This is a genomic window from Hydrogenophaga sp. (assembly GCF_036675665.1).
In the GTDB taxonomy this organism is placed as follows: Bacteria; Pseudomonadota; Gammaproteobacteria; order Burkholderiales; family Burkholderiaceae_C; genus Hydrogenophaga.
The window spans coordinates 78,567-98,100 of record NZ_JAKFEO010000006.1; the positions used below are offsets into that span (position 1 = coordinate 78,567).

Genomic DNA, 19,534 nt, shown 5'->3' on the forward strand with positions numbered 1-19,534 from the left:
GGCAACACCTGCGGCCCGGCGAAGCCGGCTCCGCGGTGTTCCCGGTTGGAGAGTGCTGGCACTCAAACGCCATTGATCAGGCGGCGCGCCTCCTGCGGCGCGGCCGAGCTGGTGCCCGCCAGCCGCACCACGCTCCCGCTCAGACTGCCGGCACCCAGCACACCCCACAGGGCGGGGTTGGTGTCGCTCCCGGCCAGTGTGTCGGGCACTTTTTTCACGCCGGGGCGTTGCGGACGGCTGGCGTCCGGGTCGGGTTTGCGCGGGGAGTACAGCGCGAAGTGCCCGCTGGGCGATGCGTGCCGGCGAAGGCCGCCCACGCTCACCGTGCTCTGCCCGGTCGACAGGCTGTTGAAGGTGCCGCTGCGCCGGATGGGCGTGGGGTTGCCCGGGTGGTCCACGAAGCTGCCGATGTTGCCGCTGGTGTCGTACCACGCGTCTTCAAAGTAGGACTGCCGCGCGCCCGTGTTCTGGCCCAGCGCAACGTCGTCCCGCTCCACATAGGCGTCGAACACCACGGGCTCGGTGCCGGTGTTGGTCAACTTCACTTGCCATGAGCCGAATGGTGCGGTGACTGCCTTGGCATTGCGGCTGAACGTGGGCGCCAGCGCCAGCAGGGCGCAGGTGCTGCCGATGCCCAGCGCCGAGTCGTTCGGAAAGATCAGACCGCACATCGGCAGGTCATCGGCCCTCAGCCACAGACCCGACTGGCCCTTGCGCAGCGGTGGCAAAGCCTGCGCATGGCCGGGGGGTGTCACGCTGATCTCGACACCTTGCGCATCGTCGGGCAGCCAGATCTCCAGAAAACTCTGCGTGCGGTCGTCGGGCTGCACACGCCAGTGCAAGGGCACCGATGCACCCGGTGCGAGCGTGTCGTTGGCGTGGGTGCGGCTCTGGTAGGCATTGCCCGCGGGCACCGTCACCTGCAGCCGTCCACCGCACAGATCGATCAGCTGGTCCATCGCAGCCTCCAGGATGGAGCTGCCGTCGTGGGGGCCCGCCAGCGTGCCCCAGCTGATGTTCACCACCAGTTGGGCTTGGGGCGTGCAGCGCGCCAGGATGTACATGAGTGCGTCGAGCACACTCACGTTCATCGCACCGCCAGACGTATCGAGCACGTTGGACCAGTCCAGCTGCACCGCGATCAGGTCGCAGCGACTGGCCTCGTCGTCCATGGGGTGCAGCAGGTTGCCCTTGCCGCAGGCCAGGCTCATCACGTGCGTGCCGTGGTTGACGGGTTTGCTCAGGTCCCACAGCTGGAGGTGCTCATAGAGCGCGTCCTCGTCCAGCCGGCCATGGTGTGTGCAGGCCGCCATGGCCGCGTCGATGGCCGCGCCCGAGAGTTCGTGGCCATAGCCCATGTCGCGTGGTCGGGGGCCGGCGCGGGCGGGGTCCAGCGGCGTCTGGTGGTGCGGCTCGTTGCCGGGCCAGTTGCCGTCCTGCGTGTCGTCCTGGCGCCAGAAGTGCTTCACCCGTGTGCGGCCTTTGGTGTTGAGGAAGACCTGATTGGCAAACGCCAGTCCGCCATCGATCAGGCCCAGGACCTTTCCGTTCAGGCGATCGGGTGCGTTGACGGGATGTGCGCCCGGCGTGCAGGGGTCGTGGATCGGCTGCGTGTGGTGGGCCACCGGCAGGCCGAGCTCCAGGCGCTGGATCAGCCCGCGCAGTTGCGGATCGGAGCGCAGCCGCTGAAAAAACTTGGGCTTCACATGCGCCGTGCAAAAGCGCAGCGCGGGCAGATTGAGGTACACGCGCGGTATCTGCAGCCACTTCGTGCTGGAGGCCGCCACCAGCGCCGGCACATCGGCAAGTGCCGTGAGCTCGATGACGATGGGCAGCCACTTCGGCGGCTTGCCTTTGGGCTTGACGCGGTAGCCGGCGAACTGGTCGGCTTCGGCCCAGGCCAGGTAAGGGTCTTGCCCGTCAATCGCGCCAGGCGCGCTCCAGTGGATGCCGGTGAATTCGCCGGTGGGCAGGGGCGACCAGTTGGCGCCGCTCACTGAGGTACCTTCGCCCTGCGGGCTGCGGTGCGAGCTTGCTTGGGAGCGGCCCGGCGCTGTGCTCATGCCCACTCCTTGATCGCTTCCTCCCACAGCCAGGCAACCAGGGGCGCGTTGCCCACACCCGTGGTGCTCGCCGATCGTGTGTAGGCGTGGCCGCTGGTGTGGTCCATCGACTGGTGCAGGCTGAAGTCCAACGGTTCGCCATGGGGGCCTTCGAACAGGCGGCCGTCGAAACCGCGTTCGTGCACCTTGGTGCCGGTGGCACGGGCGACCAGGAATTCGGCCAGAGCGGTGCCGAGCAGGCGCCCGGCCGCGCTGTCAACCGGAAAGTGAACCCCGGCCACCACGCGGTTGGTCGCAACGCGTGCGGCCAGTCGCTGCAACTGCTCGCGACTCTCGGTGCCGTTGGGGGGAGTGCCAGCACCGGGCGCGGCATTGAGCAGCGCCTCCAGCAGCACGGCCATGGCAAACGCTTCGGTGGCGTGACCACTGGGCCAGCTGCCGTGCCCCGGCGTCTCGATCATGGGCTGGATCTGCGGCGACATGGCCACTGGACGAAGGCTGGCGAAGATGTGCTTGAAGCGCATCTCGACGTGAACACACAGCGAGAACACCAGATCCAAGAGTTGCAGTGTTTTCTTGTGCCGGTGCGCGGTAAGCCCCACCACAGATGACAAGAAGGCCATGGGAGGCACCACTTGCGCGACGATCTCGGCGGCGCGGTCGGCGCGCAGGTCGGCGTAAGCGGCGACCAGGTCAAGCTGCTTCTTGAACTGCGCCTTTGTCGGTGCGCGCAGTTTCACCAGGGGTTTGCGCTGGATGTTGCTGGCTTGCAGGTTGGCAAATTCCAGCATCGCCTCCTTGGAAGCATTTCGCGTTTTGAAGAGCAGTCCCTCGACGAGTTCGGTGAAACAGGCTTCAACGCGGGGGCCATCGGCCCACAGCCTGAGGTTGTCGGGCTTGTCGAAAACAGGTTCGTTGACGTGCAGAGTGGCCCCAACGAATGGGCCGACGATGGCCGCGCGACTTAACAGCAGGGCGTCGGCATAAACCACCGAATTGCTCGCGCCTCCACTTGCTCCGCCACTCGCCCCACCACTTGCTCCTCCACTCGCCCCACCGCTGGCTCCTCCACTTGCACCTCCGCTGGCTCCTCCGCTGGCTCCTCCGCTCATGATTGTTGCTCCTGTCTGGGTTGAAAAATCGAAATTGATCAGTGTTGCAAGCCCATCTCGCTGAACACTTTGGCTCCGCGCTGCCGCAGACGACTGTGGCGACCAGCCGCGAGGTACTTGGTCAAAGTGAAATCGGGTTGCAGCGCCATGATCAACGCAAATGTCTCGCGCGCTTCGTTGACCAACCCCATTTCAAACTGCGCGATCAGCATGGCGCGCAGGGTGGGGAGGTGATAGCGGTTTTTGGCGAGGGAGGATCGGCAGAGATCGACTGCTTGCGAGAGTCGTCCAGTGGCCAGATAGCTGTTGGCCAGCATCATCTCGAAGTAGTACTTCTGCGGGTCCAATGGCGAGAGATGCAGGGCGTTCTCGGCCTCCACCATCGAATCCTCGGGCGTGCCCCACATCGTCGACCACACGCTGTTGTACAGCCAGGCCATCGGATCGTTCGGATTGCTTTGCGTGGCCTCCTGGAGCAAACGGTGTGATGCATCCACGTCTTCACCGAGGTGGCACAGCGCATGCCCCTTGATGGCCATGGCCAGCGAGCTCGCGGGTTCCAAGTCGAGTGCTCGGTCTGCGGTGTCAATGGCGCGCTGAAAGTCTCGCGCGGGTTCGGCCGAGAGCCCTTGCACCACCTGCATGATGTGCCACTTGGCCAGCCAGGCCCAGGGCGTGGCCACACGCTTGTGGCGCTCCACCACCGCTTCGAGCAACTGGTGGCTGCGTTGAAGGTCTCGCGGCGTGGAGCGGTGCATGAGCGTGATGCCACCGAGCAAGAGGGCGTTGCTGTCGAGCTGGGGCAGGGGCAGCACCAGAGTGCGTTGCACCACGTCGTTCAGCAATGCCTTGGAACAGGCCGAGCACAGGGCGTCCAGCAGCGCGCTCTGGGCTTCCATCAGGTCTCGCACGTCGCCTGTGAGCCGGTCGGCCCAGATCACTTCTTCGCGGCGGTTGTCGGTGAGCTGCGCCATGATCACGACCTTGTCGCCGTAGGTCACGTAGCTGCCGCCCAGCACAAAGGTGGCCTCCAGGTGCCGACCGATTTCGCCTGCGGAAGAGGTGCGCCCCCGGAAAGCCGTGGTGGACAGACGGGAGATCACGCGCAGATCAGGGCTGCGCGCGAGTTGCGCGATGACGCCGTCGGCAATGAGCTCGCCAATGACGAACTGCTCGGTGACGTGGCTGCGCGTCTCGAAGGGGACGACGGCGATCGAAGGGCGGAAGTCCAGCGCGGTGCCCTCTGGCACCTGGGCGCGGATCGCGGACGACCCCGCACTCACGGGATGGACGGCCCAGGTGCGAACCGGTTCGGGCCAATGCTTGAGGTAGTTTTCGCCGCGGTCTTCCACCTCGGCATCCATGCCGACCACGATGCCGTCGAAGATGCTGGCGGTGATGATGGTCTCGCCCGGGGCGGCGAGGTCGGCCACGCGGGCCGCGAGGTTCACCCCGTGGCCATACACGTCGTTCTCGTCGGCATACAGGTGCGTGGCGTTCAGCCCGGCCCGAAGAAACAGCTGCTGGTTCACCGGCAAGGTGTCGTTGAGCGGGGCAAAGTACTTGTGCAGCGTGAGGGCCGCGCGCACCGCATCGGTGGGCTGGTCGAACTCCACCAGCATGCCGTCGCCCAGGCTCTTGACCATGCGGCCCTTGCAGTCGGGCAGCACCGTGCTGGTGGCGTGGTGCACAAAGCCGCGCCATTGGTTCACCACGGCGGCCTCGTTGGCGGCCATCAGGCGCACCGACTCCACCAGGTCCATCACCAGCACCACCTTGTGGCGCTGCTGCGGCAGTGGAAGTGCAGTCTCCCCGGCCCCTGTGTCGTCCGGGGTCTGCAAGGTGTTCGGGGTGGGGCTGCTGGTCATGCCGGTGGGGGTATGCGGGTTGTGTTGCAGTTTCTCACAACTGCTCTTGAGGTCGGTTGTGGAGATGGCAAAAACAGCAAAGCCGACTTGCGTCGGCTTTGCTGGGGAATCACACCCAACCGGGTGCGAAAGCCAGGATCACTTCAGGTGGTCGTTGACCAGCTTGGTCATCTCGAACATGGAGGCCTGGGCCTTCTTGAAGATTTCCTTGAGCTTGGCGTCGGCATTGATCATGCGACGGTTCACCGAGTCCTGCAGCTTGTTCTTCTTGATGTACTCCCAGATCTTCTTGGTCACTTCGGTGCGCGGCAGGGGGTTTGCACCCACGATGGCGGCCAGGGCGGCGCTGGGGGTCAGTGCCTTCATGAACGCAGCGTTGGGGGTGCGCTTCTTGGCAGGAGCTGCCTTCTTGGCGGGTGCAGCTTTTTTGGCTGGAGCGGCCTTTTTGGCCGGAGCAGCTTTCTTCGCAGGAGCAGCCTTCTTGGCAGGTGCCGCGGCTTTCTTGGCCGGAGCGGCCTTCTTTGCCGGAGCAGCAGCCTTCTTGGCCGGGGCCGCTTTTTTAGCGGGAGCTTTTTTCGCAGTTGCCATGGTTGAATTTCCTTCTAGAAGTTTGACTTGTCCCCAGTGGAAAACGCGCTTTCACACTGGTGTCTCGGATGCTAATGGAGATGCACTTGCAATCCAAGGTGGGCTACGCGGTTTTTTCTTCGTTTTCAGAGGGGGGAAGCTGCTTTTTGGCGAGGAAAACAACACTTCGACGCACGCAGAGCCGCCAGCGGCGCGGCGTGCAGGCGCATCTGCTCAAATGCGGCGCTGTTTTCCTCACTGTTCGCGCTTCAGTTTTCGACAGGAAATGCCATGACCAACACACCACCCTTTGCCACCTGCGATCTGTGCGATGCACACAAGAACGAGACCTCTGGCGCCTTTCGCGTGCTGCCACCGGTGTTCCGCGATTTTGGTGCGGTGCGCCGCTTCTGCGGACCGGTGGTCACCGTCAAATGCTTCGAAGACAACTCCTTGGTGAAGGCGGCGGTGGACAGCGCGGGCGAGGGCCGCGTGCTGGTGGTCGACGGTGGCGGCTCGCTGCGCCGCGCCTTGTTGGGCGGCAACCTGGGCGCAGCGGCTGCGCGCAACGGTTGGGCCGGTGTGGTGATCGATGGCTGCGTGCGTGACGTGGCAGAACTCGCGACCAGCCAGACCGGCATCCGCGCGCTGGCATCCATGCCGCTGCCCACCGAGAAGCGCAACGAAGGCCAGCGCGATGTGGCGGTGCAGATTCAGGGTGTGTGGGTGAGACCGGGCGACTGGCTCTATGCCGATGAGGACGGCATCGTTGTGGTCGACCGAGCGCTTGCTGCTTAGGCTGTTATGCCTTTGTAGAGCATGTACGCCGCGAGCATGTAGAGCAGACCGGCGAACACGCGCTTGAGCGACTTCACCGGCAGCGCGTGCGCTGCCTTCACGCCCAGCGGCGCCATCAGCACACTCACGCAGGCGATCACCGCCAGCGCCGGCAGGTAGATGTAGCCCACCGCGCCTGCGGGCAGGTTCTGCACGTTCTGCCCGGCAATGATGTAGCCCGCGGCGTTGGCCAGTGCAATGGGAAAGCCGAGCGCTGCGCTGGTGGCCACCGCGTTGTGGATGGTCACGTTGCACCAGGTCATGAAGGGCACGCTGACGAATCCGCCACCCGCACCGACCAGGCCGGAGAGGAAACCGATCACGCCGCCCGCGCCGAGCAGGCCGGGGGTGCCGGGGATGGTGCGCGTGGGTTTGGGTTTTTTGTCCAGCAGCATCTGTGTGGCCGAGAAGCTCACGAAGCCGGCGAAGAAGAAGGCGAGCCAGCTGCCCTTGAGCAAGGCGAACACGCCCAGGCTGGCGATCATCGAACCCAGCACGATGCCCGGTGCAAGGCCTTTGACGATGTCCCAGCGCACGGCTCCGCGCTGGTGGTGCGCGCGAACGCTGGAGATGGAGGTGAAGATGATGGTGGCCATGGAGGTGGCGATGGCCATCTTGACGGCGAGGTCAGCCTCCACACCCCGAGCCGAGAGGATGAAGGTGATGAAGGGCACCATGAGCATGCCTCCACCGATTCCCAACAAGCCGGCCAGAAAACCGGTACCCAGGCCGAGCACGGCCAATTCAAGAATCAACAGGGGATCGAAAGGCATGAAAGGTGTCTGCAAGTGCCGCCGGACCGGCATCCTGAACCGGGGTTCAGGTGGGCAAGGGCAGCGTGGCTTTGGGATCGTCTGACGCGAGACGCTCACGCCAGCCACGCAATGTACCAAGCCCGGGCTCTATGAGCATTGGTTCAAGGAAATATAAAGCCCGGCGCGCACTGCAGACAGGGAAATTGTAGGTGCTGCGCGAGGCCCGTGCGGGCCAGCGGAAAAGAAAAGAGAGCGCAGTGACGGACGGTGTCAGAGCAACCGGCCGTCCTTGTCGAGTGTCTGGTCCAGACGGCGCATGAGTTCATCAACGCGGGCCTGGGTTTGCGGGTCCAGGGGCTCGTGGTCGAAGGCGCCACCGGCCTCGGCGAACGCACTGTTGTCGGGCTGGCCAAATGACGAAGCCTGGAAACTCTCGGCTTCTTTCTGAGAGAGTTCGAACGCCAGATTGAGCGAGGCCAGCACGGCGATGCGGTCGCGTGCTTTCACCTTGCCCGCATCGCGGATGCGGCACATGGCGGTGTCCACGCGTTCAACCGCGTCGAGCAGCGACGACTCTCCACCGGGCGGGCACGAGAGCAGATAGCTCTGGCCCATGATCTGAACCTCGATCTGCTTGCTGCCTGGCTTGTTCATTGGAAAACCTCCGTGCTATGCACTGCGGTGCGAGCTGGCTGGGGCGCTGCGCTCATGCGCGGTCCTTGTGGTTGTCGGGCTGGGCATTGGCCGGGTCGATGTGGCTGGGTGCGAGGCGCTCCAGCAGCGCATCGATGCGCGCGCGCGCGGCCATCAGACGGGACTTGAGTGAGTCGCGCTCGGCCTGCAGCGTGTGCACCTGCTCGACCAGCAGGGCGTTGGTGCGCTGCAGTTCTTCGTGCCGCAACAGCAGGCGTTCGACACGCTCGGTGATCTGGTCAAGGTGCTTGGGATCGGCCATGTTGGGGACTCGCAGTTTTCGCATTGTAGGGTTGCCCCAAGCCGGCGCGGATTAGAATGCCGCCTGTTGGTGCTCGCGGTGTGGTTCACATGCCGCAGTTCAACGGGAAGCAGGAGGGGGAGTCGACAAGGACGAACCTAACCTGCGCTGCCCCCGCAACGGTAAGCAGACGAGAGACCTGACGCAGATCGGGCCACTCCGCTTTCATCACCCAGCCACTGGAGAGCACGCCCCCATGGGACGTTGCCATCTGGGAAGGCGATGAAGGTTGTTCTGCCAGCCCGGATACCGGCCAACAAGGTGGTGGTGCGTCCGACAACGGGCGCGCCGCCGTGACGCTCAGGCACCGTCGGGGAAGGCGGTGAGAGCTTTGTCTCTTGTTTCTTCACCATGAAAAACTGCATCTTGCGCGCCCCCCTGGCCGCGCTGCCGCTGGCCGTTCTGGCCGCGCTGCCTTCCCACGCCCAAACCGTCGCTTCGAGTGAGCTGCCCGAGACGGTGGTCACCGCCACGCGTTTCAATGAAACGCTGGCCTCGCTGCCGATGGGGGTGAGCGTCATCACGGCTGACCAGATCCGGACCACGGGTGTCACCACGGTCAACGAAGCGGTGATGAGACTGCTGGGCGTGCCGGGCCGGCAGGACTCCTACGGTGGCGGTGACTACGCACTGGACCTGCGCGGGTTCGGCGTCACGTCCGACAGCAACCAGGTGGTCGTGCTCGACGGCGTGCGACTCAATGAAGCCGATCTTGGCGGCACGCGGCTGGCGGGCATCCCTATCGATTCGGTCGAGCGCATCGAGGTCATGCGCGGCAGCGGCTCGGTGCTGTATGGCGAAGGCGCCACCGGCGGCGTGATCGTCATCACCACCAAGGCGGGCAACGGCTCGGCGCGCCGCAACAGCGCCACCGTGTACGGCGCCGTGGGCAGCAACCGCCTGCGGGAACTGCGTGCCAACGCCACCGTGGCCAGCGGCGGTTTCTCGATCGATGTGCACGGTCAGCGGCGCGAGACCGACAACCACCGGGACAACTTCCGCTCGGAAACCGATGGTGCCGGTTTCACGGCCCAATGGTCCAACGACGCATTGCGCCTGGGCCTGCGCCACGACCGCGATGCCCTGGACACCGGCCTGCCGGGTTCGCTGACCGCGGCTCAGTACGCGGCGAACCCGCGCCAGACCAACCAGCCCAGCAACCACGCCCACATCCGCAACGAACGCAGCGGCGTGTTCGCAGAAGCCATGCTGGGTAACTGGCAGCTCGGGATGGATGCGGGTTCGCGCGACAAGTCACTCACCAGCGTGCGCCCCGGCTCGGTGTATGCCTACGAGGTGGAGGCGCACCAACTGGCGCTCAAGGCGCGCCACACCAGCCAGTGGGGCGCATCGCGCAACGCGCTGGTGATCGGGCACGACCGCGGCGAGTGGGACCGCGTGGTGCAGGGTGCGTTCGGTTCGGTGGCCGACCAGACGGCACGCGGCTGGTACCTCAAGGACGATTTCACCCTGGCCAGCGGCACGCGTCTGTCTGCTGGCGTGCGCACGGAAGAGCTCGACAAGCGCGTTGACGACGGTTTCGCGCCGGTCGACCTGTCCGAGCGCGAGACAGCGTGGGAACTGGGGCTGAGCCATCCGCTGAGCACCACCACGACGGTGTGGGGCCGCGTGGGCAACAGCTTCCGCCTGGCCAACGTGGACGAGTTCAGTTTCACGAATCCGGCGGTGGTGATCCGTCCACAGACTTCTCGCGACCATGAAGCCGGCATGCGCTGGGCCGAGGGTGCCTACAAGCTGGAAGCGCGTCTGTACCGCAGCAACCTCACCGACGAGATCGGCTACGACCGCAGTGCCCCGGGTCCGTTTGGTCTGGGTGCGAACGTCAACTTCGATCCGACGCGCCGTCAGGGGCTGGAGATCGATGGTGACTGGAAACTGAGCAACACCCTGTCGCTCGGTGCGCGGCTGGCCTTGCGGCGTTCCACCTTCCGGGAAGGACCCCACAGCGGCAAGGACGTGCCACTCGCGCCGCGTCGCACCCTGGCCTTGCGCGCCGACTGGGTGCCGTCGGCCGGCCACCGCGTCAGCGGCGGGGTGAATTTCGTCGGTGCGCAGCATCCCGATTTCGCCAACGTCTGTCGCATGCCGGCCTACACCACGGCGGATGCGCGCTATGCCGTGCAGGTGAAGAACATGGAACTGTCCTTCGGTGTGAACAATCTGTTCGATCGCGATTTCTACACCCAGGCGTTCGGCTGTGTGGGCGGGCAGACCTCGTCGATCTACCCCGAAGCCGGTCGGACCTTCACCGCCGCCTTGCGGGTGTCGTTCTGACATCGCCATGAACGCCGCCACCCTGGGTCCGCAGCGCATCGTCTGTCTCACCGAAGAGACCACCGAGTGGCTCTACCTGCTCGGGCAGGAGAGCCGCATCGTCGGCATCTCGGGCTACACGGTGCGCCCGCGCCGGGCGCGGGAAGAGAAGCCCAAGGTCAGCGCTTTTCTCAGCGCGAAGATCGACAAGATCCTGGCGCTGGAGCCGGACTGCGTGTTCGGATTTTCCGATCTGCAGGCCGACATCGCGGCCCTGCTGATCCGTGCCGGCGTGCAGGTGACGGTGTTCAACCAGCGCAGCGTGGAGGAGATCCACGCCATGCTGTTCCAGGTGGCGGCCATGGTGGGCTGTGCCGACGTGGGGCTGGCGTGGATCGAGGCCAACCGCGTGCAGCTCGATGGCATTCGGCAGTCGGTGCAGGCGCTGCAGGCGCAGGGCAAGCGCCGCCCCCGCGTGTTTTTTGAAGAGTGGGATGAACCGCACATCAGTGGCATCCGCTGGGTCTCGGAGCTGCTGGGCATCGCCGGCGGTGACGACTGCTTCCCCGAGCTGGCCACGCAGTCGCTGGGCAAGAACCGCATCATTGCGGACGGTGCCGAGATCGTGCGCCGCAACCCCGACATCGTCATCGGCTCCTGGTGCGGCAAGAAGTTCCGGCCCGAGAAGGTGGCCGCGCGCGCCGGCTGGCAGGACGTGGCCGCGGTGAAGACCGGGCAGCTGTTCGAGATCAAGTCGGCCGACATCCTGCAGCCCGGCCCGGCTGCGCTCACCGACGGTGTGGCGCAGATGCACCGCATCGTCACCGACTGGATGAACGTTCATGGTTGACATCGCGCGCAGCGAATTCATCCTCGGCGGCCAGAAGAGCGGCAAATCGCGCCGCGCCGAACTGATCGCGCGGCAATGGCTGGATGCCACCGTGGCGCACCGCGCGGTGCTGATCGCCACCGGCCAGGCCTGGGACGACGAGATGCGCGAACGCATCGCACGCCACCAGCGTGATCGCGCGGTGCGTGTGCCCGGCATGGTCACGGTTGAAGAACCTGTGGCATTGGCCGAGGTGCTTCAGCGGCACAGCTCGCCACACACCCTGGTGGTGGTGGACTGCCTCACGCTGTGGCTCACCCACCTGCTCATGCCGGCGCAGGGCACCCCGCAGGACGCCGAGGTGCCGACGAAAGCGCTGTGCCGCGCGATCGAACAGGCCAAGGGACCGGTGGTGCTGGTGGGCAACGAAATCGGTCTGGGCGTGATTCCCATGGGGCGCGAGGTGCGTGATTTCGTGGATGCGCTCGGTGGCCTGAACCAGTCTGTGGCGGGCGCCTGTGCTCGTGTCACGCTCATGGCCGCCGGCCTGCCGTTGACCTTGAAAGAACCCGCATGAAACACCTGGCCTTCAGGCGCTGGCTGAGCGCAGTTGCACTCCTGGTATGGACGGGCACGCTGCACGCAGCCGGCATCCAGCTGACCGACGACCGCGGCGTGACCGTGACGCTGGCACAGTCGCCGCAACGCATTGTCTCGCTGCTGCCGTCGCTCACCGAGACCGTGTGTGAGCTGGGCCGATGCGAGCGCCTGGTGGGCGTGGACCGCTACTCGAACCACCCCGCGTTCGTGCGCGGCCTGCCCAAGGCGGGTGGCGGCATCGATCCCAACATCGAGGCCATCGTGGCACTCAGACCCGACGTGGTGTTGATGGCCACGTCGTCGCGCGGCGTGCAACGGCTGGAGGCGCTGGGTCTCAAGGTGCTGGCGATGGAGCCCAAAAACTCGGCCGATGCGCAGCGCGTCATGGGCAGGCTGGGCCAGTTGCTGGAAGTGCCCGATGCCGATCGCATCTGGCGCGCCGTCGACGCCGGTGTGGCGGCCGCGGCGCAGTCGCTGCCGCCCGGTGCGCGAACGCTGCGCGTGTACTACGAGGTCAGCACGGGAGGTTATGCGGCCGGCACGCAGTCGTTCATCGGCGAAATGATGGCGCGCCTGGGGGTGCAGAACATCATCACACCCGATCTCGGCCCGTTCCCGCGCATCAACCCCGAGTACGTGGTGCGCGCCAACCCCGACCTCATCATGATCGGCTCGCGCAATGTGCAGGGCATGGAGCAGCGCCCTGGTTGGCGCGGCATGCGTGCTTTGCGCGAGCAACGCGTGTGCGTGTTCACCGAAGCCGAGTCCGACGTGCTCGTGCGCCCAGGTCCACGCATGGCCGAGGCCGCTCGGGTGATGGCGCGCTGCATCACGTCCAGGGGATTGCCGTGAGCGGAGCACGCCACAGTCTCTGGCTCGGCATGGCGTTGCTGCTGGCGGCGGCGGCCGTGCTGCTGCTGGGCGCCGGCGTGGGCAGCACCGGCTTTGACAGCGTGCTGAACGCCCGCGGCGACCCGGTGGCGTGGCAGATCCTCTGGGACATCCGCCTGCCCCGCACGCTGGGCGCCTGGGTGGCGGGTGGCCTGCTCGGGTTGGCCGGTGCGGTGGCGCAGGGCCTGTTCCGCAACCCGCTGGCCGACCCTTACTTGCTGGGCAGTGCCTCGGGCGCGGCACTCGGCGTGGCCCTGGCGCTGGCCCTGTTCGGCGCCTCGCCGTTCGCCACGCAGTGGCTGGTGCGGCTGGGCCTGACCAGCGCGGCCTTCGCAGGCGCGGTGGTTGGCGTGGTGCTCACGCTGGCGCTGGCCAAGGGCGTGCAGCACACGCTGCGGCTGCTGCTGGCCGGCGTGATCGTGGGGGTGGTGCTGGGCGCCGGGCGTGACCTGGTCACCATCGCCTCGCCCGACACCCTGCAGGCCATGCAGGGCTTCATGCTGGGCAGCACCGGGTTCGTGGGGTGGGCCGCGTGTGGCGTGATGGCGGCCATGCTGCTGGTGGCGGTGCTGGTGGCCGCCATGCTGGGCCGGGTGCTCGACGGACTGGCCCTGGGCGAGGCCACGGCGCTGAGCCTGGGTCTGCCGCTGGTGGCGGTGCGCGGCGTGCTCGTGGCGGTGCTGGCGCTGGCCACCGGCGCTGCCGTGGCGCAGACCGGCCTCATTGCCTTTGTGGGCCTGGCTTCACCGCACCTGGTGCGTTCCATCGTCAAGACCACGCACGGCCGGCTGGTGGTGCTCAGCACGCTCATGGGTGGTCTGCTGCTGATGGCCGCCGACGTGCTGGCGCGCTGGGTCATCGCGCCGCAGGAACTGCCGGTGGGCGTGCTCACCGCCGTGCTCGGCGGCAGCTATTTGTTGTGGCTGATGCACCGGCGTCGCCGGCCGGGAGGTGGTTTATGAGCGCCGCCCGGCCGCCCGAAGGCGCTCGCACCGCAGTGCGCAGCACGGAGGTATCGCGAATGCCCACCGCTTTCCAAGCACGCGGTATCACCGTGTCGCTGGGCGGCACACCGGTGCTGCATGGCATCGACGTGCAATTGCCCGCTGCGCGCTGGACCAGCGTTGTCGGACCCAACGGCGCGGGCAAGTCGACCCTGCTCAAGGCGCTGGCCGGCCTGCTGCCGCACGGTGGTCGGGTGGAGCTGTTGGACCGCCCCTTGGCGCAATGGCGCGGTCGCGAACGCGCGCGCTGCCTGGCCTGGCTGGGGCAGGGCGAGGCAGGCGCGGACGACCTCAGCGTGTGGGACGTGGCCATGCTGGGCCGCCTGCCACACCAGCCCTGGCTGGCCCCGTCGTCAGACGCCGATCGCATCGCGGTGGAGCAGGCCCTGCGCGCCACCCAGGCCTGGGACTGGCGCGAGCGACCGCTCGGCGCGCTCTCGGGCGGTGAGCGCCAGCGCGTGCTGCTCGCGCGCCTGCTCGCGGTGCAGGCCGACGTGATGCTGATGGACGAACCCCTGGCCAACCTGGACCCGCCGCACCAGGCCGACTGGCTGCTGCTGGTGCGCGAACTGGTGGCGCAGGGCAGAACCGTGGTCAGCGTGCTGCACGAGATCGGCATGGCGCTGCACGCCGACCAGATGGTGGTGATGGCGCGCGGCCGGGTGGTCCACCAGGGCGCTTGCGACGACCCGGCCACCCACCTGGCGCTGGAGGAAGTTTTTGACCACCGCGTCGCGATCCATCCGCTGGGCGACCAGTGGGTCGCGCTGCCCCGTTGAACCATTTTTGATTGGAGACCGACCATGCAGATCGAAACACCGCCCACCGAGAAACGCTACGACAAACCCGAGGGCGAGCGGCGTGGTCTGGTCATCGTTCACACCGGCGACGGCAAGGGCAAGAGCACCGCGGCCTTTGGCCTGGCTTTGCGCGCGTTTGGCCGCACACATGTGCACGGCAAGCTGGTGAAGATCTTCCAGTTCATGAAGGTGCCTTCTGCGCGCTTCGGTGAACACCGCATCTTCGAACAGCTCGGTTTGCCCATAGAAGGGCTTGGAGACGGCTTCAGCTGGAAGAGCCAGGACCTGGAGCATTCCGCCCAGCTGGCGCGCGGCGGTTGGCAAAAAGCGCGTGCGGCTATCCTCGGGGGCGAGTACTTCATGGTGACGCTCGACGAGCTGACCTACCCGCTGATCTACGGCTGGTTGCCGCTCGACGACGTGTTGCAGACCTTGCGTGATCGCCCGCGCCACGTGCATGTGGTCATCACCGGGCGGCGCTGCCCGCCCGAGATCATCGAGCTGGCCGACACCGTGACCGAGATGACTCTGGTGAAGCATGCGTTCAAGGCGGGCATTCCCGCCCAACGCGGCATCGAAGATTGACCCTGTTCCCGAAAGAAGAGAACCATGACCACGACGACCCTGAACGAACAACCTGTGCGCCTCGTGCCACGCCCTTCTGTTGCAGCCGCGACCACCGAACGCTGGTCGGTCGACGATGTGGCCGCGTTGTTCGATCTGCCATTCTCTGAGCTGCTGTTCCGCGCGCAGACCGTGCACCGCGAACACTTCGATCCGACCGAGATCGAGCTGGCCACGCTGCTGTCGGTGAAGACCGGTGGCTGTCCTGAAGACTGTGGCTACTGCCCGCAGTCGGTGCATTTCGACACCGGGCTGGAGGCCGGCAAGCTCATGGGCGTGGCCGCCGTGCGCGAGGCCGCGCAGCGCGCGAAGCAGGCGGGCGCCACGCGCTTCTGCATGGGTGCGGCCTGGCGCGCCCCCAAGGACCGCGACGTGGACGCCGTGGCCGAACTCGTGCGCGCCGTGAAAGAAGAAGGCCTGGAAGCCTGCGCCACCCTGGGCATGCTCAACGAAGGCCACGCCGAGACCCTGCGCGACGCGGGCCTGGACTACTACAACCACAACCTGGACAGCGCGCCCGACTTCTACGGCGAGGTGATCACCACGCGCGACTACCAGGACCGCCTGGACACGCTGGAGCGCGTGCGTGGTGCGGGCGTCAAGGTCTGCTGCGGCGGCATCGTCGGCATGGGCGAGTCGCGCCGCCAGCGCGCCGCGCTCGTGGCCCAGCTCGCCAACCTCGCACCCGACTACCCCGAGTCGGTGCCGATCAACAACCTGGTGAAGGTGCAGGGCACGCCGCTGGCCGACCAACCCGATCTGGACCCGCTGGAGTTCGTGCGCACCATCGCGGTGGCGCGCATCACCATGCCGCGCGCCCGCGTGCGCCTCTCGGCCGGGCGCCAGCAGATGAGCGAGGCCGTGCAGGCCCTGTGCTTCCTGGGTGGCGCCAACTCGATCTTTTATGGGGAGAAGCTGCTCACCACCGGCAACCCCGACGTGGCGGCCGACATGGACATGCTGGCCCGGCTGGGCCTGCAGGCGCGCCGCGCCTGAGTTCACCGCCATGTCCGTCAACGAAGCCTGGCGCCAGCGCAGCCTGGCCGCCGTCTGGCACCCGTGCACCCAGATGAAGCTGCACGCGCCCGAAGGCGCGGCTTTGCCGCTGATTCCCGTGGCGCGCGCCGAGGGCGTGTGGTTGCACGACCACGAAGGCCGGCGCTACCTCGATGCGATCAGCTCCTGGTGGGTCAACCTGTTCGGCCACAACCACCCCGCCATCCGCGCCGCGCTCATCGATCAGCTGAACACGCTGGACCACGTGATGCTGGCCGGCTTCACCCACGCGCCGGTGGTGGAGCTGTCGGAACGGCTGTCGGCCGCCACCGGCCTGGGCCACGCCTTCTATGCCAGCGACGGCGCGAGCGCCACCGAGATCGCACTCAAGATGAGCGCGCACCACTGGCGCAACGCCGGGCGAGCGCGCAAGAACCGCCTCGTCGGCGTGGCCGGTGGGTACCACGGCGAGACCGTGGGGGCATTGGCCGTGACCGACATCGCGCTCTTTCGCGAGGCCTATGCGCCGCTGGTGCGCCTGGGCGCCACCGTGCCCAGCCCCGATGCCCGCGCGGCCGCACCGGGTGAATCGGCCGCCGATGTGGCCGAGCGGGCCGCCAGCGCGCTGGCCGACTGGCTGGCCGAACACCACGAAGACACGGCCGCGCTGATCGTCGAGCCGCTGGTGCAGTGCGCCGCCGGCATGGCCATGCACGATGCGGTGTACCTGCGGCGCGCGCGCGAGCTGTGCGATCGCTACCAGGTGCATCTGGTGCTGGACGAGATTGCCGTGGGCTTCGGGCGCACCGGCACGCTGTTCGCGCACGAACAGGCCGGCATCCGGCCCGACTTCCTGTGCCTCTCCAAGGGATTGACCGGTGGAACGCTGCCGCTGTCGGTGGTGCTCACCACCGACGAGGTGTATGCCGCCTTCTACGACGACCAGGTCGCGCGCGGATTCCTGCATTCGCACAGCTACACCGGCAACCCGCTGGCCTGCCGTGCCGCGCTGGCCACGCTGGACCTGTTCGAACAGACCGACGTGCTGCGCCAGAACCTGGGCACCAGCGAGCGCCTTGCCGCGCAGTTCGCGCCGCTGTCAAGCCACCCGCGTGTGCGTTGCGTGCGCCGGCAGGGAATGATCTTCGCGTGGGACGTGAGCAGCAGCCTGCCCGATTTCGCCCGCCGCTATGCGCGCCATGCGCTCGACCAGGGGTTGCTGCTGCGGCCCATCGGCCACACGCTGTACGCCATGCCGCCGTACGTGATCGACGAAGCCGAAGGTGCGCATCTGGCCACAGGCGCGTTCGCCGCATTGCAGGCCACGCTGGCCGAAGAAGAACCCTCCAGCGCGCTCGCTCTGGAAGGCCTGTGCGATGGCGTTTGACGGCTGCTTCGTCACCGGCACCGACACCGGTGTGGGCAAGACGCTGGTGAGCGCAGCCCTGCTGCATGCGCTGGCGCGCCACCACCGGCGCGTGGTCGGCATGAAACCGGTGGCGGCCGGCCTGGTGGCCCACGCGGGCCAGTGGGTCAGCGAAGACGTGCTCGCCCTGCGCGCGGCCTCCACCGTGGCCGTGCCCGCCGCACTCGACAACCCCGTGGCCTTGCCCGACGCCATCGCGCCGCACATCGCGGCGCGGCGCGCGGGGCAGGCCGTGAGCGTCGCCGACCTGTTGGCCGCACACCGGTCGCTGCAGGCGCTGGCCGATGTGGTGGTGGTGGAAGGTGCGGGGGGCTGGCGCGTGCCGATCAACGAGCACGAGACGCTGGCCGACCTGGCGCGCGCCATCGGCGCGCCCGTGGTGCTGGTGGTGGGCGTGCGCCTGGGCTGCCTGAACCACGCGCTGCTCACGGCCGAGGCGGTCCGCGCCGACGGCTTGCAACTGGCCGGCTGGGTGGCCAATGCGATCGACCCCACCATGCCCTGCCGCGAGGACAACATCGACACATTGCGCCAGCGCCTGCCCGCACCGCTGCTGGGCACCGTGCCGTGGCACCCCGATACGCCCGATGCGCGCCACATCGCGCTGCAACTGCCCTCTGCATGGCAATGAAGGAATGACCGTGAGCTGGTTGAACGAATTTGACGAACGCCTGCGTGCACTGGATGCCCAGGCGCTGCGCCGTCGCCGCCGCGAGGTGGTGCCGGAGCAGGGTGCCCGGCTCAAGGTGGACGGCGAGTCCCTGCTGGCCTTCTGCAGCAACGACTACCTGGGCCTGTCCCAGGCCCCGGCGCTGCGCGAGGCGGTGCACGCCGCGGTGGAGCGTTACGGTGTCGGCTCGGGCGCCTCGCCCATGGTCAGTGGCCACAGTGTGGCCAACGCCGCGCTGGAACGTGAACTGGCCGAGGCCGTGGGCCTGCCGCGCGCGCTGTACTTCTATGCCGGCTACGCCACCAATGCCAGTGCCGTGCCGGCCCTGGTGGGCGAGGGCGATGCGCTGTTCTCCGACGCGCTGAACCACGCCTGCCTGATCGACGGCGCGCGTCTGTCCAAGGCCACCGTGCACCGCTACCGCCATGCCGATCTGCAGCAGCTCGACGCGCTGCTGGCGGCCAGCCCGGCGCGTCGCAAGCTGGTGATCAGCGATGCGGTGTTCAGCATGGACGGCGACGTCGCCGACATCGCCGGCTTGCACGCGCTGTGCGAGCGACACGACGCGCTGCTGCTGCTCGACGATGCGCACGGCTTTGGCGTGCTCGGGCCGCAGGGTCGGGGTGCACTGGCCGCTGCCGGACTCACCGGTGCCCACGCCTCGCCGCGGGTGCTCTACATGGCCACGCTGGGCAAGGCCCTGGGTGTGGCGGGCGCTTTCGTGGCCGGGCCCGAGCGCCTGGTGGAATGGCTGCTGCAGAAGACCCGCAGCTACACCTACGCCACCGCGGCACCAGCCCTGCTGGCCGAGGCCGTGCGCGCCAGCCTGCGCTGTGTGCTGGGGGCCGATGGCGAACACCGCCGGCAACAACTGCAGGCGCGGATCGCGCAGTTGCGCGATGGCCTGGCGCCGGGTGCCGACGCGGCGGTCGATGCCGCCGGCTGGACCCTGATGGCGTCAAGCACCGCGATCCAGCCGCTGGTGATCGGCGACAACGCCGCCGCCCTGGCCGTGATGGCCGTGCTGCGCGAGCAGGGTCTGTGGGTGCCCGCGATCCGCCCGCCCACCGTGCCGGCGGGCACCGCGCGGCTGCGCATCGCGCTGTCGGCCGCACACGAGCCCACCGACGTGGACACGCTGTTGTGTGCGCTGCGCATCGCGGCCCGCGCCATCGGCGCGCGGGGCCAGACGGCGCACGTCCCGCTGGCCACTGCGTGAATGCC

Annotated in this window: 19 protein-coding genes, 1 other RNA gene and 1 riboswitch; of the genes, 12 read left to right on the top strand and 8 right to left on the bottom strand. The window is 67.4% G+C overall.

The features are described 5' to 3' along the window. Positions 1-62: 62 nt before the first annotated feature. From V6M63_RS00870 to V6M63_RS00885, 4 genes are all read right to left on the bottom strand, one after another. Positions 63-2,063 (bottom strand): hypothetical protein, encoded by a 2,001-nt coding sequence (locus tag V6M63_RS00870; RefSeq protein ID WP_332738539.1) that lies wholly within the window; start codon positions 2,061-2,063, stop codon positions 63-65. Further along, complete coding sequence (locus V6M63_RS00875; protein ID WP_332738541.1) at positions 2,060-2,854, bottom strand: PA-phosphatase; 795 nt, start codon at positions 2,852-2,854, stop codon at positions 2,060-2,062. The genes V6M63_RS00870 and V6M63_RS00875 overlap by 4 nt, the downstream gene beginning before the upstream one ends. Positions 2,855-3,213: 359 nt before the next feature. Then, a complete protein-coding gene (locus V6M63_RS00880; protein ID WP_332738543.1) occupies positions 3,214-5,043 on the bottom strand; it encodes an adenylate/guanylate cyclase domain-containing protein in 1,830 nt (609 codons plus the stop codon). Positions 5,044-5,181: 138 nt separating this feature from the next. Next, positions 5,182-5,631 carry an SWIB/MDM2 domain-containing protein gene (locus tag V6M63_RS00885; protein ID WP_332738545.1) on the bottom strand — a complete coding sequence of 150 codons (450 nt, stop codon included), beginning with the start codon at positions 5,629-5,631 and terminating at the stop codon, positions 5,182-5,184. Between the two features lie 270 nt (positions 5,632-5,901). Between V6M63_RS00885 and rraA the strand changes: the two genes are divergently transcribed. After that, complete coding sequence (gene rraA / locus V6M63_RS00890; RefSeq protein ID WP_332738547.1) at positions 5,902-6,408, top strand: ribonuclease E activity regulator RraA; 507 nt, start codon at positions 5,902-5,904, stop codon at positions 6,406-6,408. Here the strand turns inward: rraA and V6M63_RS00895 are convergent. From V6M63_RS00895 to V6M63_RS00910, 4 genes are all read right to left on the bottom strand, one after another. Next, positions 6,405-7,220 (bottom strand): sulfite exporter TauE/SafE family protein, encoded by an 816-nt coding sequence (locus V6M63_RS00895; RefSeq protein ID WP_332738549.1) that lies wholly within the window; start codon positions 7,218-7,220, stop codon positions 6,405-6,407. The genes rraA and V6M63_RS00895 overlap by 4 nt on opposite strands. 2 nt (positions 7,221-7,222) lie before the next feature. Next, positions 7,223-7,402: non-coding RNA, 6S RNA (gene ssrS, locus V6M63_RS00900), on the bottom strand. A gap of 70 nt (positions 7,403-7,472) precedes the next feature. Beyond that, positions 7,473-7,856: a cell division protein ZapA gene (locus V6M63_RS00905; RefSeq protein ID WP_056276750.1), complete on the bottom strand. Its 384-nt coding sequence runs from the start codon at positions 7,854-7,856 to the stop codon at positions 7,473-7,475. Between the two features lie 52 nt (positions 7,857-7,908). Beyond that, positions 7,909-8,157 (bottom strand): DUF904 domain-containing protein, encoded by a 249-nt coding sequence (locus tag V6M63_RS00910; RefSeq protein WP_332738551.1) that lies wholly within the window; start codon positions 8,155-8,157, stop codon positions 7,909-7,911. Positions 8,158-8,208: 51 nt separating this feature from the next. Then, a riboswitch (cobalamin riboswitch) is annotated at positions 8,209-8,468 on the top strand. 79 nt (positions 8,469-8,547) lie between these two features. On the opposite strand from V6M63_RS00910, the gene V6M63_RS00915 reads away from it, so the two are divergent. The 11 genes from V6M63_RS00915 to bioF are packed head-to-tail and all read left to right on the top strand — an operon-like array spanning position 8,548 to position 19,529. Further along, complete coding sequence (locus tag V6M63_RS00915; protein ID WP_332738553.1) at positions 8,548-10,491, top strand: TonB-dependent receptor; 1,944 nt, start codon at positions 8,548-8,550, stop codon at positions 10,489-10,491. Positions 10,492-10,498: 7 nt separating this feature from the next. Beyond that, on the top strand, positions 10,499-11,320 hold the full coding sequence (locus V6M63_RS00920; protein ID WP_332738555.1) for an ABC transporter substrate-binding protein: 822 nt from the start codon (positions 10,499-10,501) through the stop codon (positions 11,318-11,320). Next, positions 11,313-11,876: a bifunctional adenosylcobinamide kinase/adenosylcobinamide-phosphate guanylyltransferase gene (locus V6M63_RS00925; protein WP_332738557.1), complete on the top strand. Its 564-nt coding sequence runs from the start codon at positions 11,313-11,315 to the stop codon at positions 11,874-11,876. The genes V6M63_RS00920 and V6M63_RS00925 overlap by 8 nt, the downstream gene beginning before the upstream one ends. Beyond that, positions 11,873-12,751, top strand: a complete 879-nt coding sequence (locus V6M63_RS00930) for an ABC transporter substrate-binding protein (RefSeq protein ID WP_332738559.1) — start codon at positions 11,873-11,875, stop codon at positions 12,749-12,751. Before V6M63_RS00925 ends, V6M63_RS00930 begins: the two co-directional genes overlap by 4 nt. Positions 12,752-12,780: 29 nt before the next feature. After that, a complete protein-coding gene (locus tag V6M63_RS00935) occupies positions 12,781-13,752 on the top strand; it encodes a FecCD family ABC transporter permease (protein ID WP_332739194.1) in 972 nt (323 codons plus the stop codon). Between the two features lie 59 nt (positions 13,753-13,811). Continuing rightward, positions 13,812-14,573, top strand: coding sequence for an ABC transporter ATP-binding protein (locus V6M63_RS00940; protein WP_332738561.1), 762 nt, complete (start codon positions 13,812-13,814; stop codon positions 14,571-14,573). Positions 14,574-14,597: 24 nt separating this feature from the next. Further along, complete coding sequence (cobO, locus tag V6M63_RS00945; protein ID WP_332738563.1) at positions 14,598-15,179, top strand: cob(I)yrinic acid a,c-diamide adenosyltransferase; 582 nt, start codon at positions 14,598-14,600, stop codon at positions 15,177-15,179. 39 nt (positions 15,180-15,218) lie between these two features. Then, positions 15,219-16,214 carry a biotin synthase BioB gene (gene bioB / locus V6M63_RS00950; protein WP_442909522.1) on the top strand — a complete coding sequence of 332 codons (996 nt, stop codon included), beginning with the start codon at positions 15,219-15,221 and terminating at the stop codon, positions 16,212-16,214. A gap of 10 nt (positions 16,215-16,224) precedes the next feature. Beyond that, a complete protein-coding gene (bioA, locus tag V6M63_RS00955) occupies positions 16,225-17,601 on the top strand; it encodes an adenosylmethionine--8-amino-7-oxononanoate transaminase (protein ID WP_332738567.1) in 1,377 nt (458 codons plus the stop codon). Continuing rightward, positions 17,591-18,271 carry a dethiobiotin synthase gene (bioD, locus tag V6M63_RS00960; RefSeq protein ID WP_332738569.1) on the top strand — a complete coding sequence of 227 codons (681 nt, stop codon included), beginning with the start codon at positions 17,591-17,593 and terminating at the stop codon, positions 18,269-18,271. The genes bioA and bioD overlap by 11 nt, the downstream gene beginning before the upstream one ends. Before the next feature lie 4 nt (positions 18,272-18,275). Continuing rightward, positions 18,276-19,529, top strand: a complete 1,254-nt coding sequence (gene bioF, locus V6M63_RS00965; protein ID WP_332738571.1) for an 8-amino-7-oxononanoate synthase — start codon at positions 18,276-18,278, stop codon at positions 19,527-19,529. Positions 19,530-19,534: the final 5 nt, after the last annotated feature.